We start from the raw sequence: 18,133 nt of genomic DNA, 5'->3' as shown, positions 1-18,133 counted from the left end.
AGCGGCGCGCGCTTATCGCGCTTTCGGCCGAACACATGTTCGTAACCCAAATGCACGCGAGGATTCGCCGTGACGCTCAACAACAGCTTCAATGCTCGCCAGACCCTCAAAGTCGGTGACAAGTCCTACACCTATTACTCCCTCGTGGAGGCCGAGAAGAACGGCCTCACCGGCGCCTCGAAGCTGCCCTTCTCCATGAAGGTGCTGCTCGAGAACCTGCTCCGCTACGAGGACGGCCGCACGGTCACCAAGGCCGATATCGAGGCCGTGGCCGCCTGGCTCGACAACAAGGGCAAGGACGAGAAGGAAATCGCCTACCGCCCCGCCCGCGTCCTGATGCAGGACTTCACCGGCGTTCCGGCCGTGGTGGATCTCGCCGCCATGCGCGACGCCATGAAGAACCTCGGCGGCGATCCGCGCAAGATCAACCCGCTCGTGCCCGTCGACCTGGTCATCGACCATTCGGTGATCGTCGACGAGTTCGGGACGCCCAAGGCCTTCGACCGCAACGTCGAGCTGGAATACCAGCGCAACGGCGAGCGCTACCGCTTCCTCAAGTGGGGCCAGACCGCGTTCGAGAACTTCTCCGTCGTGCCTCCGGGCACCGGCATCTGCCACCAGGTGAACCTCGAGTTCCTGTCGCAGGCCGTCTGGACCCGCAGGGACACGGCGACCGGCGAGGAGACCGCCTATCCTGACACCCTGGTCGGCACCGATTCGCACACCACCATGGTCAACGGCCTGGCCGTTCTCGGCTGGGGCGTGGGCGGCATCGAGGCTGAGGCCGCCATGCTCGGCCAGCCGGTCTCCATGCTGATCCCCGAGGTGATCGGCTTCAAGCTCACCGGCAAGCTGAAAGAGGGCGTGACCGCCACCGACCTGGTGCTCACCGTCACCCAGATGCTGCGCAAGAAGGGCGTGGTCGGCAAGTTCGTGGAATTCTACGGCCCCGGCCTCAACGACATGTCGGTCGCCGACCGCGCCACCATCGGCAACATGGCGCCCGAATACGGCGCGACCTGCGGGTTCTTCCCCATCGACGACAAGACCATCGCGTATCTGCGCACCACCAGCCGCACGGACGAGCGCGTCGCCCTCGTCGAGGCCTATGCCAAGGCGCAGGGCATGTGGCGCACGGCCGAGACGCCCGACCCGGTCTTCACCGACACCCTCGAGCTCGACCTGGACGACGTGGTGCCCTCGCTGGCCGGCCCGAAGCGCCCGCAGGACCGCGTGACGCTCGACACCTCCAAGACCGAGTTCCTCGGCGCCATGGAGAAGGAGTTCCGCAAGGCCGGCGAGATCGGCAAGCGCGTGAAGGTCGAGGACGCGAACTACGATCTCGGCCATGGCGACGTGGTGATCGCGGCGATCACCTCCTGCACCAACACCTCGAACCCGAGCGTGATGATCGGCGCGGGCCTGCTCGCCCGCAACGCGGTCGCCAAGGGCCTGACCTCCAAGCCGTGGGTGAAGACCTCCCTGGCGCCCGGATCGCAGATCGTCGAGGAATATTTCAAGAAGGCCGGGCTCCAGGGCGACCTGGATGCGCTGGGCTTCAACCTTGTCGGCTTCGGCTGCACCACCTGCATCGGCAATTCGGGCCCGCTGCCGGAGAACGTCTCGAAGGCGATCAACGACAACGACCTCGTGGCCGTGTCGGTGCTCTCGGGCAACCGCAACTTCGAGGGCCGCGTGAACCCGGACGTGCGCGCGAACTATCTGGCCTCGCCTCCGCTGGTGGTGGCTTACGCGCTCGCCGGCTCCATGCTGGTGGATCTCACCAAGGATCCCCTCGGCACGGGCTCGGACGGCCAGCCGGTCTATCTCAAGGACATCTGGCCCTCCTCGGCCGAGGTCCAGGACTTCATCGACCGCACGATCACCAGCGAGCTGTTCAAGACCCGCTACGCCGACGTGTTCTCGGGCGACGAGAACTGGAAGAAGGTCACCTTCGAGCCGGGCCTGACATATGAGTGGGACATGGGCTCCACCTACGTGCAGAACCCGCCCTACTTCGAAGGAATGGCCAAGGATCCGAAGCCGGTCACGGACATCGTGAACGCGCGCATCCTCGGTCTCTTCCAGGACTCGATCACCACCGACCATATCTCGCCCGCGGGCAATATCCGGGCCGCCTCGCCGGCCGGTGAATACCTGCAGTCGCATCAGGTGCGCGTCGCCGACTTCAATCAGTACGGCACCCGTCGCGGCAACCACGAGGTCATGATGCGCGGCACCTTTGCCAACATCCGCATCAAGAACCAGATGGTGAAGGACGAGAGCGGCCACGTGGTCGAAGGCGGCTACACCATCCACCAGCCCTCCGGCGAGCGGATGTTCATCTACGACGCCGCCATGCGCTACAAGGACGAGGGCGTCCCGCTCGTCATCCTGGCCGGCAAGGAATACGGCACCGGCTCGTCCCGCGACTGGGCGGCCAAGGGCACGGTCCTGCTCGGCGTGCGCGCCGTGATCGCCGAGAGCTTCGAGCGCATCCACCGCTCGAACCTGGTCGGCATGGGCGTGGCCCCGTTCGTGTTCGAGCAGGGCACGTCCTGGGAGACTCTCGGCCTGAAGGGCGACGAGACCATCACCATCAAGGGCCTGGCCGGCGAGCTGAAGCCGCGCCAGCGCATGGAGATGGAGGTCACCTCGGCGGACGGCTCGGTGCGCAAGGTGCCGGTGCATTGCCGCATCGATACGCTCGAGGAGGTCGAGTACTTCCGCAACGGCGGCATCCTGCACTACGTTCTGCGCCAGCTCGCGGCGTAAGCGCATGAGACAAGCGTCCGCTCCCGATCCGAAGAGGGCGGGCGGAACTCCGGACAAGGCGGCCTCTTCGGGCCGCCTTTTTCATGTGCGGTCAGATCACGAAGAAGTCGCCATGCGCCATCGCCTTGACGGCGGCCTTGGGGACGGTGGCAATGTGGATCTTCGCCTGAGATCCGGTTCCGTCGGCGTCATAATAGATCTTGCCGCTCTTCGATACGACGATGCGGTCCGACGCATCGTGAGCGGCTTCGCCCTTGTAGAACGCAGCCTTGGACAGTTTCGCCGGTTTCTCGATCGAGCCCTTCCGGCCCAGGCCCTTGAAGACCGCATTGTCGAGCCAGATGGAATCGTCCCTGGCACTGAAATCGGCGAGCTTGTCGATATTGGCGTTCTTCTTCCTGGCGACCGGGCTGTCGAACACGAAGACGTCCATGCCAGAACCGCCGGTCAGCAGGTCCTTTCCGGGGCCTCCCATGAGCCTGTCATCACCCTCCAGCCCGTTCAGAGCGTCGTTGCCAGAGCCTCCGGACAGAATGTTGCCGGAGGCGTCCCCAGTCAGCACGTCCGCGCCCGTATTGCCCGTCTGCGTGTCGGTTGTCGCATTGCGGGTCATCCGGCCCGATGCAAGATCCACCGCATAGGATACGGACCAGGTCTGCCCACCCTCGTTGACGGTCACGACGGCCGTCTTGGTGCCGGCGGTGGCGTAGCTGTGAGTGAAGGATGCGACGCCTCCTGCCGGTTGGACGGTGCTGCTCGTCCCGTCGCCCCAGGCGATGCTGACAGAGGAGGCCTGGCCCACGTCGAAGGACAATTCGACGAATTGCTGGGCGTTGACCGCTCCGAAATTGTCCTTCAACAGGGTATCGACGACGAACACGTCACGGACGCCGGTATTGTCGAACGGCACGAGGCCGCTGAAGCTGTCGAAACTGACAAAACGTCCGTCGGCACTGAAGCGCGGATTGTAGCTGTCGGCCTCGGCGGCGCTGCCCTGTCCCTGCGTGCCGGTGGCGGTGGCGGAGAGGCGCACGATCTCGCCGGTCAGCATGTCCTTGCGGAAAATGTCCTGGGCATCATTGGTGTCGTTCGGCACCAGGTTCTTGCCCTTGCTCTCGAAGACGACGTAGCGGCCATCCGGGCTGATCTGCGGCGCACGGCTGTCCCCGTTGCTCTGCTCGCCGGTCCGGCTCACGGACACGCGCTCGACGACGCCGGTCTGGAGGTCCTTGCGGAAGATGTCGTAGGCCTCGTTGGTGTCGTTCGGCACGAGGTTGCGGGCATGGCTGGCGAAGATCAGGTAGCGGCCATCGGCGCTGATCTGCGCATCCAGGCTGTGGTGGGTGCCGGGCTGGCCCGCGGCATTCGTGGAGAGCACGTCGAGCGCCCCCGTCTGCACGTCCTTGCGCAGGATCTGCGCGGTGCCGCTGTAGGGAATCAGGCTGGTCGCGATGCTGCTGAAAATCACGTAGCGGCCATCCGGCGTGTATTTGGCGTCCCAGCTGCTGCCGCCGACGCTCTCCTGGCCCTGAGGCCCGACGGAGATGCGGTCGATCTGGCCGGTGGCCAGGTTCCTGCGGAAGATGTCGTTCTCCCCGTTGTTGTCGCCCGTGGGAATGAGGTTGCTCGCCAGGCTGCCGAAGACCACGTATTTGCCGTCGGGGCTGAAGCGCGCCGACACGCTGCCGCTGTTGGGTTCGAGGCGAGTGCCGGTGGAGATGCGGGTGATCGCCTGGGTCACCAGATCCTTCATGTACACGTCTTCGAGCCCGTTCTGATCCCCCGGGCCGAGATGCCCGGACTCGGTCGAGAACAGGACGTAGCGGCCGTCCGGACTGATATCGAGATCGTAGGCCTGCGTCGGAACGCCGGTGTCGATCTCCAGGCCGCCGGCATTCGTCGACACGCGGATGATCTCGCCGGATTTGAGGTCCTTGCGGAAGATGTCGATCTGGTTGTTGGAGTCGTTCGGGACGAGGTTGTTCGCCAGGCTGTAGAACACGCTGTAGCGGCCGTCGGGCGTGAACTTGGCGCGGAAACTCTGGTCGTTGCCCCAGGCGCCCTGCAGCGACAGGGATTGGCGCTCGATGATGTCGGCGCCGGTCGGGCGCGTGAAGGTCAGGAGGTTGAGCGTCAGAGCCATGAAGGTTCTCCCGGGTTTGGTGTCAGATCATGCGTCGGGACAGGAAGGATTCTTGCTTCATCCATCGTGTCTCTTCATGCCAAGCTAGCGACCTCGCGCGCCGGCCGCCGTGCGGCCCAGCACGTTTTCGCCATGACATAACATAGCGTCATCGCGGCGAGATAAGGTTTCGTCGCGGCTGAACAACTCTCCGAATGGAGGGGAACTGCTCCTCACCCCACCGAAACCTTGCTTTCCGGGCGCCTTGCGTCCTTTTGCCCAACCTTTCCAGATCGCTGACCCTTCAAAAGCCACGCTTTCACCATCAGTCGTCCTGGTTCGTTAAGCCACCGTTAACCCTTTCCCCCGGACACTGAAACCGTTGCCTCCAACCCCCTTGCCAGAGCCATGAGCGACCTTCTCGTCAGTATCCGTCATGCGAGACCCGATGACGCCGCTGCCTTGTCCAAGGTCTTCGATGCGGCCTGGCGGGAGGCCTATTCCGGCATTATCCCCGGCGTGACCCTGGACAAGATGTTCTCCCGGCGCTCCCCGCGCTGGTGGCGCTCGACCGTGTCGCGCGGGCGCCCGCTCGTGGTGCTCGATATCGGCGAGGGCGCGGTCGGCTACGCCTCCTACGGGCGCTGCCGCGACCGGACGCTTCCGGCTGGCGGGGAGATCGACGAGCTCTACCTGCTGCCCGAATACCAGGGCATCGGCTTCGGCCGGCGGCTGTTCAACGCGGTGCGCAACGATCTCAAGGACCGGGGGATGGACCGGATCGTCGTCTGGGCCCTGGAAGAGAACGAGCGCGCCTGCGCGTTCTACGAGAGCATGGGCGGGCGCACGGTCGCCCGGGTCGAGGAGCGCATCGGCGGAACGCCGCTCGCCAAGGTCGCCTATCTGTTCCGCTGACGGCGCGCGGGACGGCCGGTCCGCAACTCTGTTGCAGCCTCCCGGAGCCCGATTCCGCTTTGCGCGCAAGACGTTCCGCACAGGAGGCGCGTCCCGTCGGGCCTGAAAGTGGGTTCCCCTTTTGAACCCAATGCTCTAGTGAGGCGTCCAAGCTTCAGAAAGCGGTCGTCCGGCCTTTCGGTTCAAGCCGCTCTCGAGACGATCTTCTGCCGCGTTGTTCCGGCGGGACGGCATCCTCCTCCGGAGGAGCCTCGCCCGGAACGATGTTTCAAGCCTTGTTCCGGAGAACAGCTCTATGCGCCTTGATGCGATCAAGATTGGAAAGAACCCGCCGGACGACGTGAACGTCGTGATCGAAGTGCCGCTCGGCGGCGAGCCCATCAAGTACGAGATGGACAAGGAATCCGGCACGCTCTTCGTCGACCGCTTCCTCTACACGTCGATGCGGTATCCGGGGAATTACGGCTTCATCCCGCACACGCTCTCGGGCGACGGCGACCCCTGCGACGTGCTCGTCGCCAACACCCGCGCCATTGCGCCGGGCGCCGTCATGAACGTGCGCCCGGTGGGCGTTCTGGTGATGGAGGACGACGGCGGCCAGGACGAGAAGATCATCGCCGTCCCATCGAGCAAGCTGACCCAGCGCTACGACCGGGTCGCGACCTATACGGATCTGCCCGAGATCACCATCAAGCAGATCGAGCATTTCTTCGAGCACTACAAGGATCTCGAGCCCGGCAAATGGGCCAAGATCATCCGCTGGGGCGATGCCGAAGAGGCCCGCCGCCTGATCGTCGAGGGGATCGAGCGCGCGAAGGCGGACGCGAAGGGCTGATCCGCGCGAAGCGGCCGGCCGGCGCGTCGGTCATGGGGCATCGGGCCCGGCTCACAGGGTGAGCCGGGCTTTTTCGGTGCAGAGGCCTCAGACGATGAAGAAGTCCTTGTGGGAGATCGGGATCTTCTTCGTGATGTTGGCGAACTGGACCGCCTTCGCGGGACCCGACCCGTCGGGATCATAGAAGAGCGCGCCGGCGCTCTTGAGGTACAGGATCCGGTCGTCCTTGTCCTTGAAGTGATCCCCGATCACGAAGGCCTTCTTCGACAGGGTGCCTTTGGAGATCTTGGAAAAAGCGTGCCGCGACAGGTGGATTACGTCGTCCGCCGCAACGAAATCCTGAATGTAGTCGAGGTTCGACTTCACGTTCGGCTTCCTGTCGAACAGGAAGACGTCGCTCCCGCTCCCGCCGTCGAGAGTGTCGTTGCCGGCGCCGCCGATGAGCGTGTCGGCGCCGGCGCCGCCGAAGAGCGTGTCGTTTCCCGCCAGGCCGGAGAGCCGGTCGTTGCCCGACTCGCCGGACAGCTGCTCGGCCTTGTCGGTGCCGACGCGGGCGAGCGGGGTCGTCTCGACGATGTTGAAGACGGAAATCGTGAAAGACTTGGTGAACGTGCCGCCATAGGGGTCCTTCGCCGTGATCGCGATCGTGTGCTGCGCGGCCGTCTCGAAATCGAGCGCCTTCACCAGGACGATCTTCTTGCCGGTGGCATCGAGGCCGAAGAGCCCGTCCGGGTTCGACGCGAGGCTGTAGGTCAGGGCGTCGCCGTCCGGATCGCTGCCGGAGAGCGACCCGATTGTGGCGCCGATCGCCGCGTCTTCGGACAACAGCGAGTTCTGGAACAGAAGGATGCTGGAAGGGTTGCCGTTGACGAGCGCGATGGTCTGGTTCGAACCCAGGAACCTCACCAGCCGTACATCTTTGAGCGTATCGGTGCCGTCCCTCTGGGTTCCCTGGTTGTCGGCGACCGTGAAGGTGTCGCCGTTCTGCGTGATGGTGTAGTCGGCCCTGGCGCCGGAAAACACGGCGGTGTCCTCGCCCGAGCCGCCGTCGAGGGTGTCGTCGCCCTTCCCGCCCATGAGGGTGTCGTTGCCTCCGTTGCCGGTCAGCTTGTTGTTCGCATCGTTGCCCGTGAAGGTGTCGGCCCCGAACCCGCCCTCCAGGTTGGCGATTCCGATCAGGGTGTCCATGCCGTATCCGAACGTGTTCTGGGCGACAGGTTGCGACAGGTCGACCGTGGCGGCCGAGAAGCCGCTGTAGCGGACCGTATCGGTGCCGGTGCCGCCTTCGAGCCGGTCGTCGCCGAGCCCGCCGTCGAGGGTATCGTCGCCGCCGCCGCCGCGCAGGATATTGCTGCCCGTGCCGCCGACGAGCGTGTCGTTGGAGCCGCTCCCGGTGACGTTCTCGATGTTGACGAGGGTGTCGTGGTTTTGCCCGCCGCCGATCAACTGCGATATTGTCCGGCTGAGATCGACGCTAATGCTGCCGGTCGCATCCGAATAGTCGGCCGTGTCGTTACCATCGCCGCCGTCGAGATAATCGTCGCCTCCCCCGCCGGAAAAAATGTCCGAACCGTTGCCGCCATAGGCGGTGTCGTTGCCGGCGCCGAGCTTGATCGTCCCGCCGATCGCGAAGCCCAGGACGCCGTCATAGAAGTCGTTCCCGTCCTTCAGGTCCAGGAGGACGGCATTGGCCGCGGTGGACGTGGATTGCAACGTGCCGGTGTTGACGATTCGCTCGGCCCCGACATTGCCTTCGATCACGAGGCCCGCGGCCTTGATCGTTCCGGCATTGTTGACCGTGTGGATCCCCCCGGCCGAAAAGCGGATCGCGGCGCCGGCCGCAGTCCGAGACTCGATCGTGCCCTCGTTGGTGACGATGTCGGACGAGCCCAGGAGCTGCAGTCCGTCGGCCTGAGCCAGGACGGTCCTTGTCTTCCGGACGAGGGTGTGACCGATGTCGGTGACGTTGATGGTGCTCGTGACGTCGAGGTCGATCACCGCGAGGTCGAGTCCTGTCACGTCGCCGCCGGCCGGGAGGGGGTTCGAGGCGTCGAAAATTTTGCTGGTCATGAAGGGTCCGGACGATCTGAAAAATGCAGGATTATACTACTATATAACATTACAGATATTTCGGATACTGTCTGCCCGTCGCAGGAGCCGCGACGGCCCTCTGCTCGGCACGGATTGCCAAGCCACAAAGGCCGGCCGCCCGGCGGCGACCGGGCGAGGCTCGCGCCTCACCCGGCCGCGCTCACGCGGCCGGAACCGGAGCGGCCGCGCCGGCGTCCCGGTATTCGGCCCAGGCCTGGCGCAGGATCTGCACCGCCGACGACAGGAACAGGCCGGCCATGAGGCCGGCCACGATCAGGTCGGGCCAGGCGCTCCCGGTGCCCCAGACCGCGACGGCAGCCGCCATGACCACGACGTTGCCGATGGCGTCGTTGCGCGAGCACAGCCAGACGGAGCGCACATTGGCGTCCCCATCCTTGTAGCGCATCAGCAGGAGCACGCTGGCGAGGTTCGCGGCGAGCGCCAGGCTCCCGATCCCGCCCATGATCTCCGCCCGGGGAAGGCCCAGGATCAGCACATGATAGACCGTGGAGCCCAGCACCCAGGCGCCCATGAGCGACAGGCTCACGCCCTTGAACAGGGCCGCGGCGGCGCGAACCCTCAGGGACGCGCCGATGACGGCAAGGCTCAGCCCGTAGGTGACCGTGTCGCCGAGGAAGTCGAGGGCGTCGGCCTGCAGGGCCTGGGAACGGGCGAGGTGGCCGGCCACGATCTCGGTGACGAACAGCGCGGGATTGATCGCGATCACGGTCCAGAGGATCCGCTTGTAGCGGGGGTCGACGCCGTCGAAGACCGGCACGCCGCCGTGGCAGCCGCAGGCGGCCTCTCCATGGCCATGGTCCTGATGCGGGTGGCTCACGGAATCCTGCGCCTGGTGCTCGTGTGAGGAGCAGCATGTTCCATGGCTGTGACCCTCGCTCATCCGAATCTCCTTTTCGTCCGTCAGCGAGACTCGTACAATCTCTAGCGACTGGAGGTTCAAGAGAGAAAATGACGGATCTGTCGATCGGGGAGTTGTCACGCCGGACGGCCGTGAAAGTACCGACCATCCGCTATTACGAGCAGATCGGCCTTCTCCCGGCCCCGCCGCGCACCGAGGGACGGCAGCGCCGCTACGGGTCCGATCACGTGGCCCGGCTCGGCTTCATCCGCCATGCGCGCGAGCTCGGCTTCGAGGTCGAGGCCATCCGCGAGCTCCTGAGCCTGAGCGCGGCGCCGGAGCGACCCTGCGAACCGGCCGACCGGATCGTCCTGCGGCATCTGGAGGGCGTCGAGCGCCGCATCGCCCAGCTCGAGCTGCTCCGCTCCGAGCTGCGGCACATGCTCGACGATTGCCGGCACGGGCAGGTGGGCGAGTGCCGGATCATCCAGGTGCTGGCGGATCATGACCTGTGCCGGCACGAGCACGGCAGGATGGAGTCAGGGGCTCCTGCCCGTCACGCCCGGCGGGGATCGACCCGCTTTCCCGTCATGGCCGGGCCTGACCCGGCCATCCCGATCCGCTGAGGCGCGGCGCTTCTCCTGATCGGGATCACCGGCACGGGGCCGGTGATGACGACCTGGGGGCCGTCCTACAACGCCTCGCCCCGCAGCAGCCTGGGCTGCCGCTCGCTGACGCCCGCCGCCTCCCGGATGAAGAAGCGCTTGAGGCCGGGCATCCGGTCGACGAGGCCGAGCCCCAGGTCGCGGATCAGGCGCACGGGCAGTACGTCGTTGGAAAACAGCCGGTTGAGACCGTCGGTCATCACCCCCATGGCGGTGATGTCGGCGCGCCGGGCCCGCTCGTACCGGTCGAGCACGTTGGCCGCCCCGGGATCCATGCCGAGGCGCATGGCGTCGGTGACGATCTCGGCGAGCGCCGCCGCGTCGTGCAGGCCGAGATTGAGCCCCTGGCCGGCGATGGGGTGGATCACGTGAGCGGCGTCGCCCAGGAGCGCGAGACGCTCGGCCACGAAGGAACGGGCGACGCCGAAGGACAGGGGAAAAGCCTGGGGACGGGTCTCGAAGCTGAGTTTTCCGAGCTGGAGCCCGAAGCGGCGCTCCAATTCGACGAGCAGATCCTCGGGATGCGATTCGAGCAGGGCGGACACGGCGTCGGCCCGCTCCGTCCAGACGATGGAGGAGCGGTGCCGGATCGAACCATCGGCTTGCGGCTCGTCTTTCAGCGGCAGAATCGCGAAGGGCCCGGAGGGCAGGAAGTGCTCGACCGCCCTGCCCTCGTGGTCCCGCTCGTGGGCGATGGTGGCCACGATGCCGGACTGCCGGTAGGGCCAGGAGATCCAGCCGATGCCTGCCTGCTCGCGCAGGCGCGAGCGTGCCCCGTCGGCCGCCACGAGGAGCGAGGCCGTCAGGCTGCCGCCCTGCGCCAGCGCGACGTTCGTGCGCGCGCCCTGGAGGGCAAAGCCCTTCACGCCCTCGGCGCGCAGGTCGACGCCGCTGTCGCGGCAAGCCTCCAGCAGGGCGGCGGTCAGGTCGCCCGCCGTGACCATGTGGGCGAAGGGCTCATGGCCGTCGACCTCGCCCGCGAAGGTCAGGAAGGTCGGACGCACCGGATCCTGCAGGCGGCTGTCGGTGATCACCATGTCGAGGATGGGCTGGGCCCTGTCGGCGATCCCCGGCCAGGTTCCGAGCGCCTCCAGCATCCGGCGCGCCGCCGCCGCGATGGCGTAGGAGCGCTTGTCTCCATGGGGATCGCGCCGGAGGGCCGGATCGCACATGACCACGTCGACCCCGTCGGCGAGCGCTCGCTTCAGCGCCAGCGCCAGGGACAGCCCGGCGAGCCCTCCGCCCGCGATGACGATGCGCGGTCGCTCCATCCCGGTTGCTGCGCTCATCCGTCTTTCTCCATGCCTTCGACGTTATAGGTGGGTGTCAGCGATCCATCGACCAGCGTCAAGCTTGACCTTCTCGCGCCTCTCACCGATGGATGGCTGCTGCCGATCGAAGGACCTTGAACCCCATGTCCCGTGCCGTTTCCGATCTCCTGTCCATCCTCGACCTCGAGCCCCTCGAGGTGAACCTGTTCCGCGGGCAGAGCCCGAAGAGCGGGTGGCAGCGCGTCTTCGGCGGGCAGGTGATCGGCCAGGCGCTGGTGGCCGCGACCCGCACTGTCGACGGGCGTCCGCCCCATTCGCTTCACTGCTACTTCATGCTGCCGGGCGATCCTCGGATCCCGATCATCTACGAGGTGGAGCGCATCCGCGACGGCAAGAGCTTCAGCACCCGGCGCGTGCTCGCGATCCAGCACGGGCAGGCGATCTTCGCCATGTCGGCCTCGTTCCACCGGGAAGAGGAGGGCTTCGAGCACCAGGCCGAGATGCCAAAGGTGCCCGGGCCCGACGAGCTCCCGAGCGAGGAGGACGTGAAGGGCCGGCTTCTCCTGCAGATGCCCGAGCCCATGCGCACCTATTACGAGCGCGAGCGGCCGCTCGAGATCCGACCCGTGGAGATCAAGCGCTACACCTCCCGCGACCCGGGGGAGCCGCGCTTCCACGTCTGGATCAAGACCACCGGACGCCTGCCGGACGATCCGGCGATCCATCAATGCGTCCTGGCCTATGCGTCCGACATGACGCTCCTCGACACGTCCCTCTTCCCCCATGGCCGGACCGTGTTCGACCCGGCGATCCAGCCGGCGAGCCTCGATCACGCCATGTGGTTCCACCGGCCGTTCCGGGCCGACGAGTGGCTGCTCTACGCGCAGGATACCCCCAGCGCCGGCGGCGCGCGCGGCTTCTCGCGCGGACTCATTTTTAAGCAGGACGGCACCCTGGTGGCGTCCGTTGCCCAGGAAGGGCTCATCCGCGAACGCCGGACCTGACCTGTTCTGCCTAAAATTTGATCAATAAGGCTGTTTTATAGCCCAGCTGGGCCTGCCTAGGAAAGAGGCAGCGGCCGTGCGCCTATGGCAATGAGGCCTGGCATGTTTCTTGCGTAGATCCCCCCGACACCCGTCCACGAGGCCGGGTTCAATTGGAAAAGGCTGCCTGATTGGTCGGGCAGACGTCTCAAAAAGGGGGCCAGACCCATGAAAATCGTGATGGCGGTCATCAAGCCGTTCAAGCTGGAAGAGGTGCGCGACGCGCTCACCGCTCTCGGCGTGCACGGCCTCACCGTGACCGAGGTGAAGGGATACGGACGGCAGAAGGGCCATACCGAGATCTACCGCGGGGCCGAATATGCGGTCAGCTTCCTGCCGAAGCTGAAGATCGAGGTCGCGGTGGCGAGCGAGCTGGTCGGCCAGGTGATCGAAGCGATCACGGCGGCCGCGCGCACGGGCCAGATCGGCGACGGCAAGATCTTCGTCACCTCGCTCGAAAAGGCGGTCCGCATCCGCACGGGCGAGACCGACATCGACGCCCTTTGATCCCATTCATGCAATGATTGTCCGGAGTTCAGATCCGATGAAGTTCCGTCCCCTCCTCGTTCCGGCGCTCGCTGCGCTCGGACTGGGCCTTACGGCCCTCGATCCCGCCCTGGCGCAGGACGCCGCCGCGGCCGCCCCCACGGTCAACAAGGGTGATACCAGCTGGATGCTCGTGTCGACGATCCTCGTGATCCTCATGACGATCCCGGGCCTCGCCCTGTTCTATGGCGGCCTCGTGCGCACCAAGAACATGCTGTCGGTGCTCATGCAGGTCTTCGCGGTGTTCTCCCTGGTGTCGATCCTGTGGGCCTTCTATGGCTACTCGCTCGCCTTCACGTCCGGCGGCGAGGGCATCGGGGCCTTCATCGGCGGCTTCTCCAAGGCGTTCCTCGCCGGGGTGACCACGGATTCCACCGCCGACACCTTCACCAAGGGCGTGGCGATTCCCGAATTCACCTTCGCGGCCTTCCAGCTCACCTTCGCGTGCATCACCCCGGCCCTGATCGTCGGCGCCTTCGCCGAACGCATCAAGTTCTCGGCCGTGATGCTGTTCACCGGACTGTGGCTGACCTTCGTGTATCTCCCGATCGCCCACATGGTGTGGTTCTCGGAAGGCTACCTGTTCGGCCTGGGCGCCCTCGACTTCGCGGGCGGCACGGTGGTCCACATCAATTCCGGCGTCGCGGGCCTCGTCGGCGCCCTGCTGATCGGCAAGCGCATCGGCTACGGCCGCGACCTGCTCGCCCCGCACTCGCTGACGCTCACCTTCGTGGGCGCGTGCCTCCTGTGGGTCGGCTGGTTCGGCTTCAACGCCGGCTCTAACCTGGAAGCCACGGGCGGCGCGGCCCTCGCGCTGATCAACACCATCCTGGCCCCGGCCGCCGCCGGCCTCGCCTGGATGACCGTGGAGGCCCTCGGCAAGGGCAAGGCCTCGCTGCTGGGCATCGCGTCGGGCGCGGTCGCCGGCCTCGTGGCCATCACGCCGGCCGCCGGCCTGTCCGGCCCCATGGGCTCCATCGTGCTCGGCCTGGTGGCCGGCGCGGCCTGCTACTTCGCCGTCACGGGCGTGAAGAACGCTCTCGGCTATGACGATGCGCTCGACGTCTTCGGCATCCACGGGGTCGGCGGCATCATCGGGGCCATCGGCACCGGCGTCGTGGCGGCTCCGTCGCTGGGCGGCTACGGGGTCGGCGAGTACTCGATCGGCGGCCAGGTCTGGACCCAGATCATCGCCGTGGTGGTGACCCTGGCCTGGACCGGCATCGGCTCCGTCGTGCTCTACAAGATCACCGACATGATCGTCGGTCTGCGGGTCACGCAGGACCAGGAGCGCGAAGGCCTCGACCTCGCAGACCACGGCGAGCGCGCCTACAACTACTGAACGATCCATCCTCCCGAACGGAAAAGCCCCGGACCGAAAGGCCGGGGCTTTTCTCTATGATCGGTCCAAGGATCTCGCCGCGTCATGGCCGGGCCTGTCCCAGTCATCCCGACGATGTGAAGCGCAGCGCTTTTCCGATCGGGATCACCGGCACGTGGCCGGTGATGACGGGGGGCGTGGATGCGCCTCACCCGTTCTTGATGAGCTGCCGCAGCTTGGCGCGGCGGGTCTCCTCGGGCTCCTGGAAGTTGGACGTGCCGTAGAACTCGCCCTTGCTGTCCATCAGGAACAGGGTGGCCGAGTGGTCCATGGTGTAGCCGTCGTCGGTCGGGACCTTGCGGTAATAGATCTTGTAGGCGCGCGCCGCGGCCGCGATCTCCTCCTCGGTGCCCGACAGGCCGACGATGCGCGGATCGAAGGACGAGAGATAGGTCTTCATCAGCTCCGGCGTGTCGCGCGCCGGGTCGACCGTGATGAAGGCGGCCTGGAGCCGGTCGGCATCCGGGCCGAGCGCCGCCATGTCCTGGGTGAGATCGTACAGGGTGGTCGGGCAGACCTCCGGGCAATGGGTGAAGCCGAAGAACACCACGAAGGGCCGGCCCTTCAGGTTCTCCTCGGTGAACGGCCGGCCCTCGTGGCTCGTCAGCCGGAACGGCCCGCCGATCGGCACCTTGCCGGCGCTCTGCTGCTGCGACGGGAACAGGAGCAGGCCCGCCGTCACCACCAGCACCAAGAGGCCGGTGGTGAAGACGAGAAGCGGCACGAGAAGACGCTTGATGGTCATCGCCGATCTCCCGGGCTAGTGCTGGTGCTCGGCCGGGGCGCCGCCCATGCCGCGCACCGCGTATTCCACCTCGACGCGCCCCGCCTTCTCGAAGACGAGCGTTCCCTTGACCGTCTGGCCTTCCTTCAGGGGCTCCTTCAAGTCCATGAACATGAGATGCAGGCCGCCCGGCTTCAGTTCGACCGTGGCGCCCGGCTTGATCTCGAGCCCGCCCTCGACCGGCTTCATGCGCATGACGTCGCCGTCCATGCGCATCTCGTGCACCTCGACCTTGGAGGCGAGCGGGAACGAGCCGCCGACGAGGCGGTCGGGCGTCGTGCCGGTATTCGTGATGCGCAGGTAGCCGCCGCCGACCTTGGCGGCCCCGGGGGTCGCCCGCGACCAGGGCTGTTCGAGGGTGAGCGGTCCGGCCTTCACGACCTGAGAGGCCGCGGCGGCAAGGCCCGCCACCCGCACGCCGGGCGCGGGCGATTTGAGGCTGTGCGGATCCTCGCCGGCGGCCGGCACCTGGGTCCATTCCTCGGTCGCGCCGTCGCATTCCTGCACGACGGGGAAATACACCGTCGCGCCGGGCTGATAGGCGTCGGTGAAGCGGGCCTGGAACACGAACTCGTCGTAATAGGCGTCGTCCAGGGAGCCGGTCCAGACGATGTCCGTGACCCCTTCCGACACGGCCTCGCCGTTGACCTGATAGGCCTTCACGTAGGCACCCTTGGCGGTCTCCAGCTTCCAGCCGGCCTTGGGCATCGGCTTGACCGCCACGATGCCCTCGGGGATGCGCACGCGCACCTTGAGAGTCGCCTTGCCGTCGCAGCCATGCGGGATGCGCAGCACGGCCTTGTAGGTGGAATTGGGATTCGCCTGCCCGTTCTCGAACGAGACATGAGCGAGGGCGGGCTGGGCAATCAGGAGGGCGGCAGCGGTCAACGCGCCGCCGAAGCGTGACGAAGTCATCGGATACGTCCTTGAATGATGCTATAGGATCGAAGCGGGCGGCACTCAGCCGAGGCCAGGCGGCGCGCGCGATCCCAGAGGCAGGACGTTCGAGGTGAGGCCCAGATGCGGTGTCCCGGCGGACGGACCGGCCGGCGCGGCGACCGGTGCGATCCGCTCGAGAACCGCCGCAGCCGGGGCCGGGCCTGCCGCCGTCGAGCCGTGGCAGCTCAGGGTGCAGCAGAGAGTCTCGTGCGCCTTCTTCGGTCCGTGATCGGGCCCGGAGGAGCCATCCTGGATGCAGATGATCCCCTGGGCCTCGGCCGCCGCCGCGACATGGAACGCACCGCTGACCGACAGGAGCAGAGCCTGCAGCACGAACGCATAGGCCATCGCCGCCACGATGGCGGCGCGCGTCCAGGCGGATCTCGGGCCTCTGCGAGTCATGGCCGGGACACTGATCGTTCGCAGGCCCGAGGTCAACAACGGAAAGCCGGCGCGTCTTTTCCCCACCCGATGCACTTACGGTTAAAGGACCCTTAACCCGGCCCGGCTAGCATCCAGGCAATACTGTCCCGTCCCATGGTTTCTTTAGAGTGGTTTGATGCGTACGGCCCGCCGTTCTTCTTCCGCCTATGATGGCCTCTTCAGCGCCTTCCGAGCCTTCCTGGCCCGCCGGGCGCAGGAGCTGACGGGCCTGTGCCTGATCACGGCCGCCGGCGCGGTCGCGGTGGCCCTCGCCACCTGGTCGGTCGACGACCCGAGCCTCAACAACGCCACCGACCTCCCCGTCCGCAACCTCCTCGGCTGGCCCGGCGCCATCGTGGCCGACCTGCTGATGCAGCTTCTCGGGCTCGGCGCCATCGCGGCTCTGCTGCCCCTGGCGCTCTGGGGCTGGCGCCTCATGAAGTCGGGCGATCTCGGCCGCCTGCAGCTGCGCCTGGCCCTCTGGGTGATCGGCGCTGGCGCCGCGACGGCTCTCGCCAGCGCCCTGCCGCCGACGCAGAGCTGGCCGCTGCCCACTGGGCTCGGCGGCGTGGTCGGCGATGCGGTGCTCGCCGGAGCCAAGGCCATCACGGGCCTGTCCAGCGGATCCGCCAGCGCCGTCCTGGGCCTCCTGTTCGCGGGCGTATCGATCTTCAGCCTCACGGCCGCCTGCGGCCTCGGCCCGCAGGAGGAGCGCGCCCACGAGGATCCCGAGGAGATCGAGGAAAGCCCGCCGGTTCGGCGACGCAAGATCCAGGATTGGGACGAGGCGGAGGAGTCCGGCCAGGACGAGCCCGGCTGGGGCATCGTGTCCCTGGGAGCGCTCGCCCATGGAGTCATGAGCCTGCGCGCCTCGGCCCGGCGCTGGAAGGAGAGCCGCCGCTCCGCCCTCGCGGAGGACGACGGAGACGGTTCCGCTCCGGCCCGGCGGCCGTCCCGGCAGCCCGGCCTGCGGCGCGAGCCCGTTCTCGAGGGCGCCCCGGTGCGCCCGCGGCCCGCCCCGGCCTCCGTGCCGATGCATGACGAGGATGAGGCCGGCTGGGACGCGGACGAGCCGCATCTGCCGCCGCTCCATCCCGCCGCAAGGCCGGAGCCCGCCCCGACCCGCGTCGCCCCGGCGCCCGCCGCGCCGAAGCCCGGCAAGCGCATGGCCCGCGAATCGCAGCCCTCCCTGCTCGACGAGGAGAACTACCAGCTGCCGCAGCTCAACCTGCTGGCCGAGCCCAAGCGGCCGTCGGTCCCGACGATCTCGGCCGAGGCCCTGGAGCAGAACGCCGCCCTGCTCGAGGGGACGCTCGAGGATTTTGGCGTGCGCGGCGCCATCACCAAGGTCAATCCGGGTCCTGTTGTGACGCTGTACGAGCTTGAGCCTGCGCCTGGGACGAAGTCGTCGCGGGTGATCTCGCTGGCGGACGACATCGCGCGCTCGATGAGCGCGGTCTCGGCGCGGGTGGCGGTGGTGCAGG

The 18,133-nt window shown here is 66.9% G+C and carries 15 protein-coding genes; 8 read left to right on the top strand and 7 right to left on the bottom strand.

What is annotated here, in order from left to right; all coding sequences use genetic code 11:
- Positions 1 to 69: 69 nt before the first annotated feature.
- Positions 70 to 2,775, top strand: a complete 2,706-nt coding sequence (gene acnA / locus OCW50_RS20265; RefSeq protein ID WP_262271456.1) for an aconitate hydratase AcnA — start codon at positions 70 to 72, stop codon at positions 2,773 to 2,775.
- Positions 2,776 to 2,866: 91 nt separating this feature from the next.
- Here the strand turns inward: acnA and OCW50_RS20260 are convergent, their stop codons facing one another.
- Complete coding sequence (locus tag OCW50_RS20260; RefSeq protein ID WP_262298730.1) at positions 2,867 to 4,918, bottom strand: hypothetical protein; 2,052 nt, start codon at positions 4,916 to 4,918, stop codon at positions 2,867 to 2,869.
- Between the two features lie 387 nt (positions 4,919 to 5,305).
- On the opposite strand from OCW50_RS20260, the gene OCW50_RS20255 reads away from it, so the two are divergent.
- Together OCW50_RS20255 and ppa are read left to right on the top strand one after the other, a co-directional pair.
- A complete protein-coding gene (locus tag OCW50_RS20255) occupies positions 5,306 to 5,812 on the top strand; it encodes a GNAT family N-acetyltransferase (RefSeq protein ID WP_262298729.1) in 507 nt (168 codons plus the stop codon).
- A gap of 295 nt (positions 5,813 to 6,107) precedes the next feature.
- Positions 6,108 to 6,647, top strand: coding sequence for an inorganic diphosphatase (gene ppa, locus OCW50_RS20250; protein WP_262271452.1), 540 nt, complete (start codon positions 6,108 to 6,110; stop codon positions 6,645 to 6,647).
- 87 nt (positions 6,648 to 6,734) lie between these two features.
- Here ppa and OCW50_RS20245 read toward each other — a convergent pair whose 3' ends face one another.
- Together OCW50_RS20245 and OCW50_RS20240 are read right to left on the bottom strand one after the other, a co-directional pair.
- Positions 6,735 to 8,717 carry a M10 family metallopeptidase C-terminal domain-containing protein gene (locus OCW50_RS20245; RefSeq protein ID WP_262298728.1) on the bottom strand — a complete coding sequence of 661 codons (1,983 nt, stop codon included), beginning with the start codon at positions 8,715 to 8,717 and terminating at the stop codon, positions 6,735 to 6,737.
- A gap of 181 nt (positions 8,718 to 8,898) precedes the next feature.
- On the bottom strand, positions 8,899 to 9,639 hold the full coding sequence (locus OCW50_RS20240; RefSeq protein ID WP_262298727.1) for a cation efflux transmembrane domain-containing protein: 741 nt from the start codon (positions 9,637 to 9,639) through the stop codon (positions 8,899 to 8,901).
- A 68-nt stretch (positions 9,640 to 9,707) separates the two neighbouring features.
- Between OCW50_RS20240 and OCW50_RS20235 the strand changes: the two genes are divergently transcribed.
- Positions 9,708 to 10,223, top strand: a complete 516-nt coding sequence (locus OCW50_RS20235) for a MerR family transcriptional regulator (RefSeq protein WP_315974457.1) — start codon at positions 9,708 to 9,710, stop codon at positions 10,221 to 10,223.
- A gap of 65 nt (positions 10,224 to 10,288) precedes the next feature.
- Here the strand turns inward: OCW50_RS20235 and OCW50_RS20230 are convergent, their stop codons facing one another.
- Complete coding sequence (locus OCW50_RS20230) at positions 10,289 to 11,551, bottom strand: ubiquinone biosynthesis hydroxylase (protein ID WP_262298726.1); 1,263 nt, start codon at positions 11,549 to 11,551, stop codon at positions 10,289 to 10,291.
- Positions 11,552 to 11,676: 125 nt separating this feature from the next.
- On the opposite strand from OCW50_RS20230, the gene tesB reads away from it, so the two are divergent.
- The 3 genes from tesB to OCW50_RS20215 all read left to right on the top strand — a co-directional run bounded on the left by tesB (position 11,677) and on the right by OCW50_RS20215 (position 14,464).
- Positions 11,677 to 12,537, top strand: coding sequence for an acyl-CoA thioesterase II (tesB, locus tag OCW50_RS20225; RefSeq protein WP_262271448.1), 861 nt, complete (start codon positions 11,677 to 11,679; stop codon positions 12,535 to 12,537).
- Between the two features lie 207 nt (positions 12,538 to 12,744).
- A complete protein-coding gene (locus tag OCW50_RS20220; RefSeq protein ID WP_262271447.1) occupies positions 12,745 to 13,083 on the top strand; it encodes a P-II family nitrogen regulator in 339 nt (112 codons plus the stop codon).
- Between the two features lie 37 nt (positions 13,084 to 13,120).
- A complete protein-coding gene (locus OCW50_RS20215) occupies positions 13,121 to 14,464 on the top strand; it encodes an ammonium transporter (RefSeq protein ID WP_262298725.1) in 1,344 nt (447 codons plus the stop codon).
- Between the two features lie 187 nt (positions 14,465 to 14,651).
- Here OCW50_RS20215 and OCW50_RS20210 read toward each other — a convergent pair whose 3' ends face one another.
- The 3 genes from OCW50_RS20210 to OCW50_RS20200 are packed head-to-tail and all read right to left on the bottom strand — an operon-like array spanning position 14,652 to position 16,628.
- Positions 14,652 to 15,248 carry an SCO family protein gene (locus OCW50_RS20210; protein WP_262271445.1) on the bottom strand — a complete coding sequence of 199 codons (597 nt, stop codon included), beginning with the start codon at positions 15,246 to 15,248 and terminating at the stop codon, positions 14,652 to 14,654.
- A 15-nt stretch (positions 15,249 to 15,263) separates the two neighbouring features.
- Positions 15,264 to 16,202 carry a DUF1775 domain-containing protein gene (locus OCW50_RS20205; RefSeq protein WP_262298724.1) on the bottom strand — a complete coding sequence of 313 codons (939 nt, stop codon included), beginning with the start codon at positions 16,200 to 16,202 and terminating at the stop codon, positions 15,264 to 15,266.
- Positions 16,203 to 16,247: 45 nt separating this feature from the next.
- The gene (locus OCW50_RS20200; protein ID WP_262271443.1) at positions 16,248 to 16,628 is read right to left on the bottom strand and encodes a hypothetical protein; all 381 of its coding nucleotides are present in this window, start codon (positions 16,626 to 16,628) and stop codon (positions 16,248 to 16,250) included.
- Positions 16,629 to 16,785: 157 nt separating this feature from the next.
- Between OCW50_RS20200 and OCW50_RS20195 the strand changes: the two genes are divergently transcribed.
- A partial coding sequence (locus OCW50_RS20195; protein ID WP_262298723.1) for a DNA translocase FtsK 4TM domain-containing protein occupies positions 16,786 to 18,133 on the top strand: 1,348 nt, incomplete at its 3' end.

The organism is Microvirga sesbaniae, from assembly GCF_025460805.1.
GTDB lineage: Bacteria > Pseudomonadota > Alphaproteobacteria > Rhizobiales > Beijerinckiaceae > Microvirga > Microvirga sesbaniae.
The sequence above is the reverse complement of the archived record's forward strand: the minus strand, read 5'-3'. Positions and strand labels throughout refer to the sequence as shown.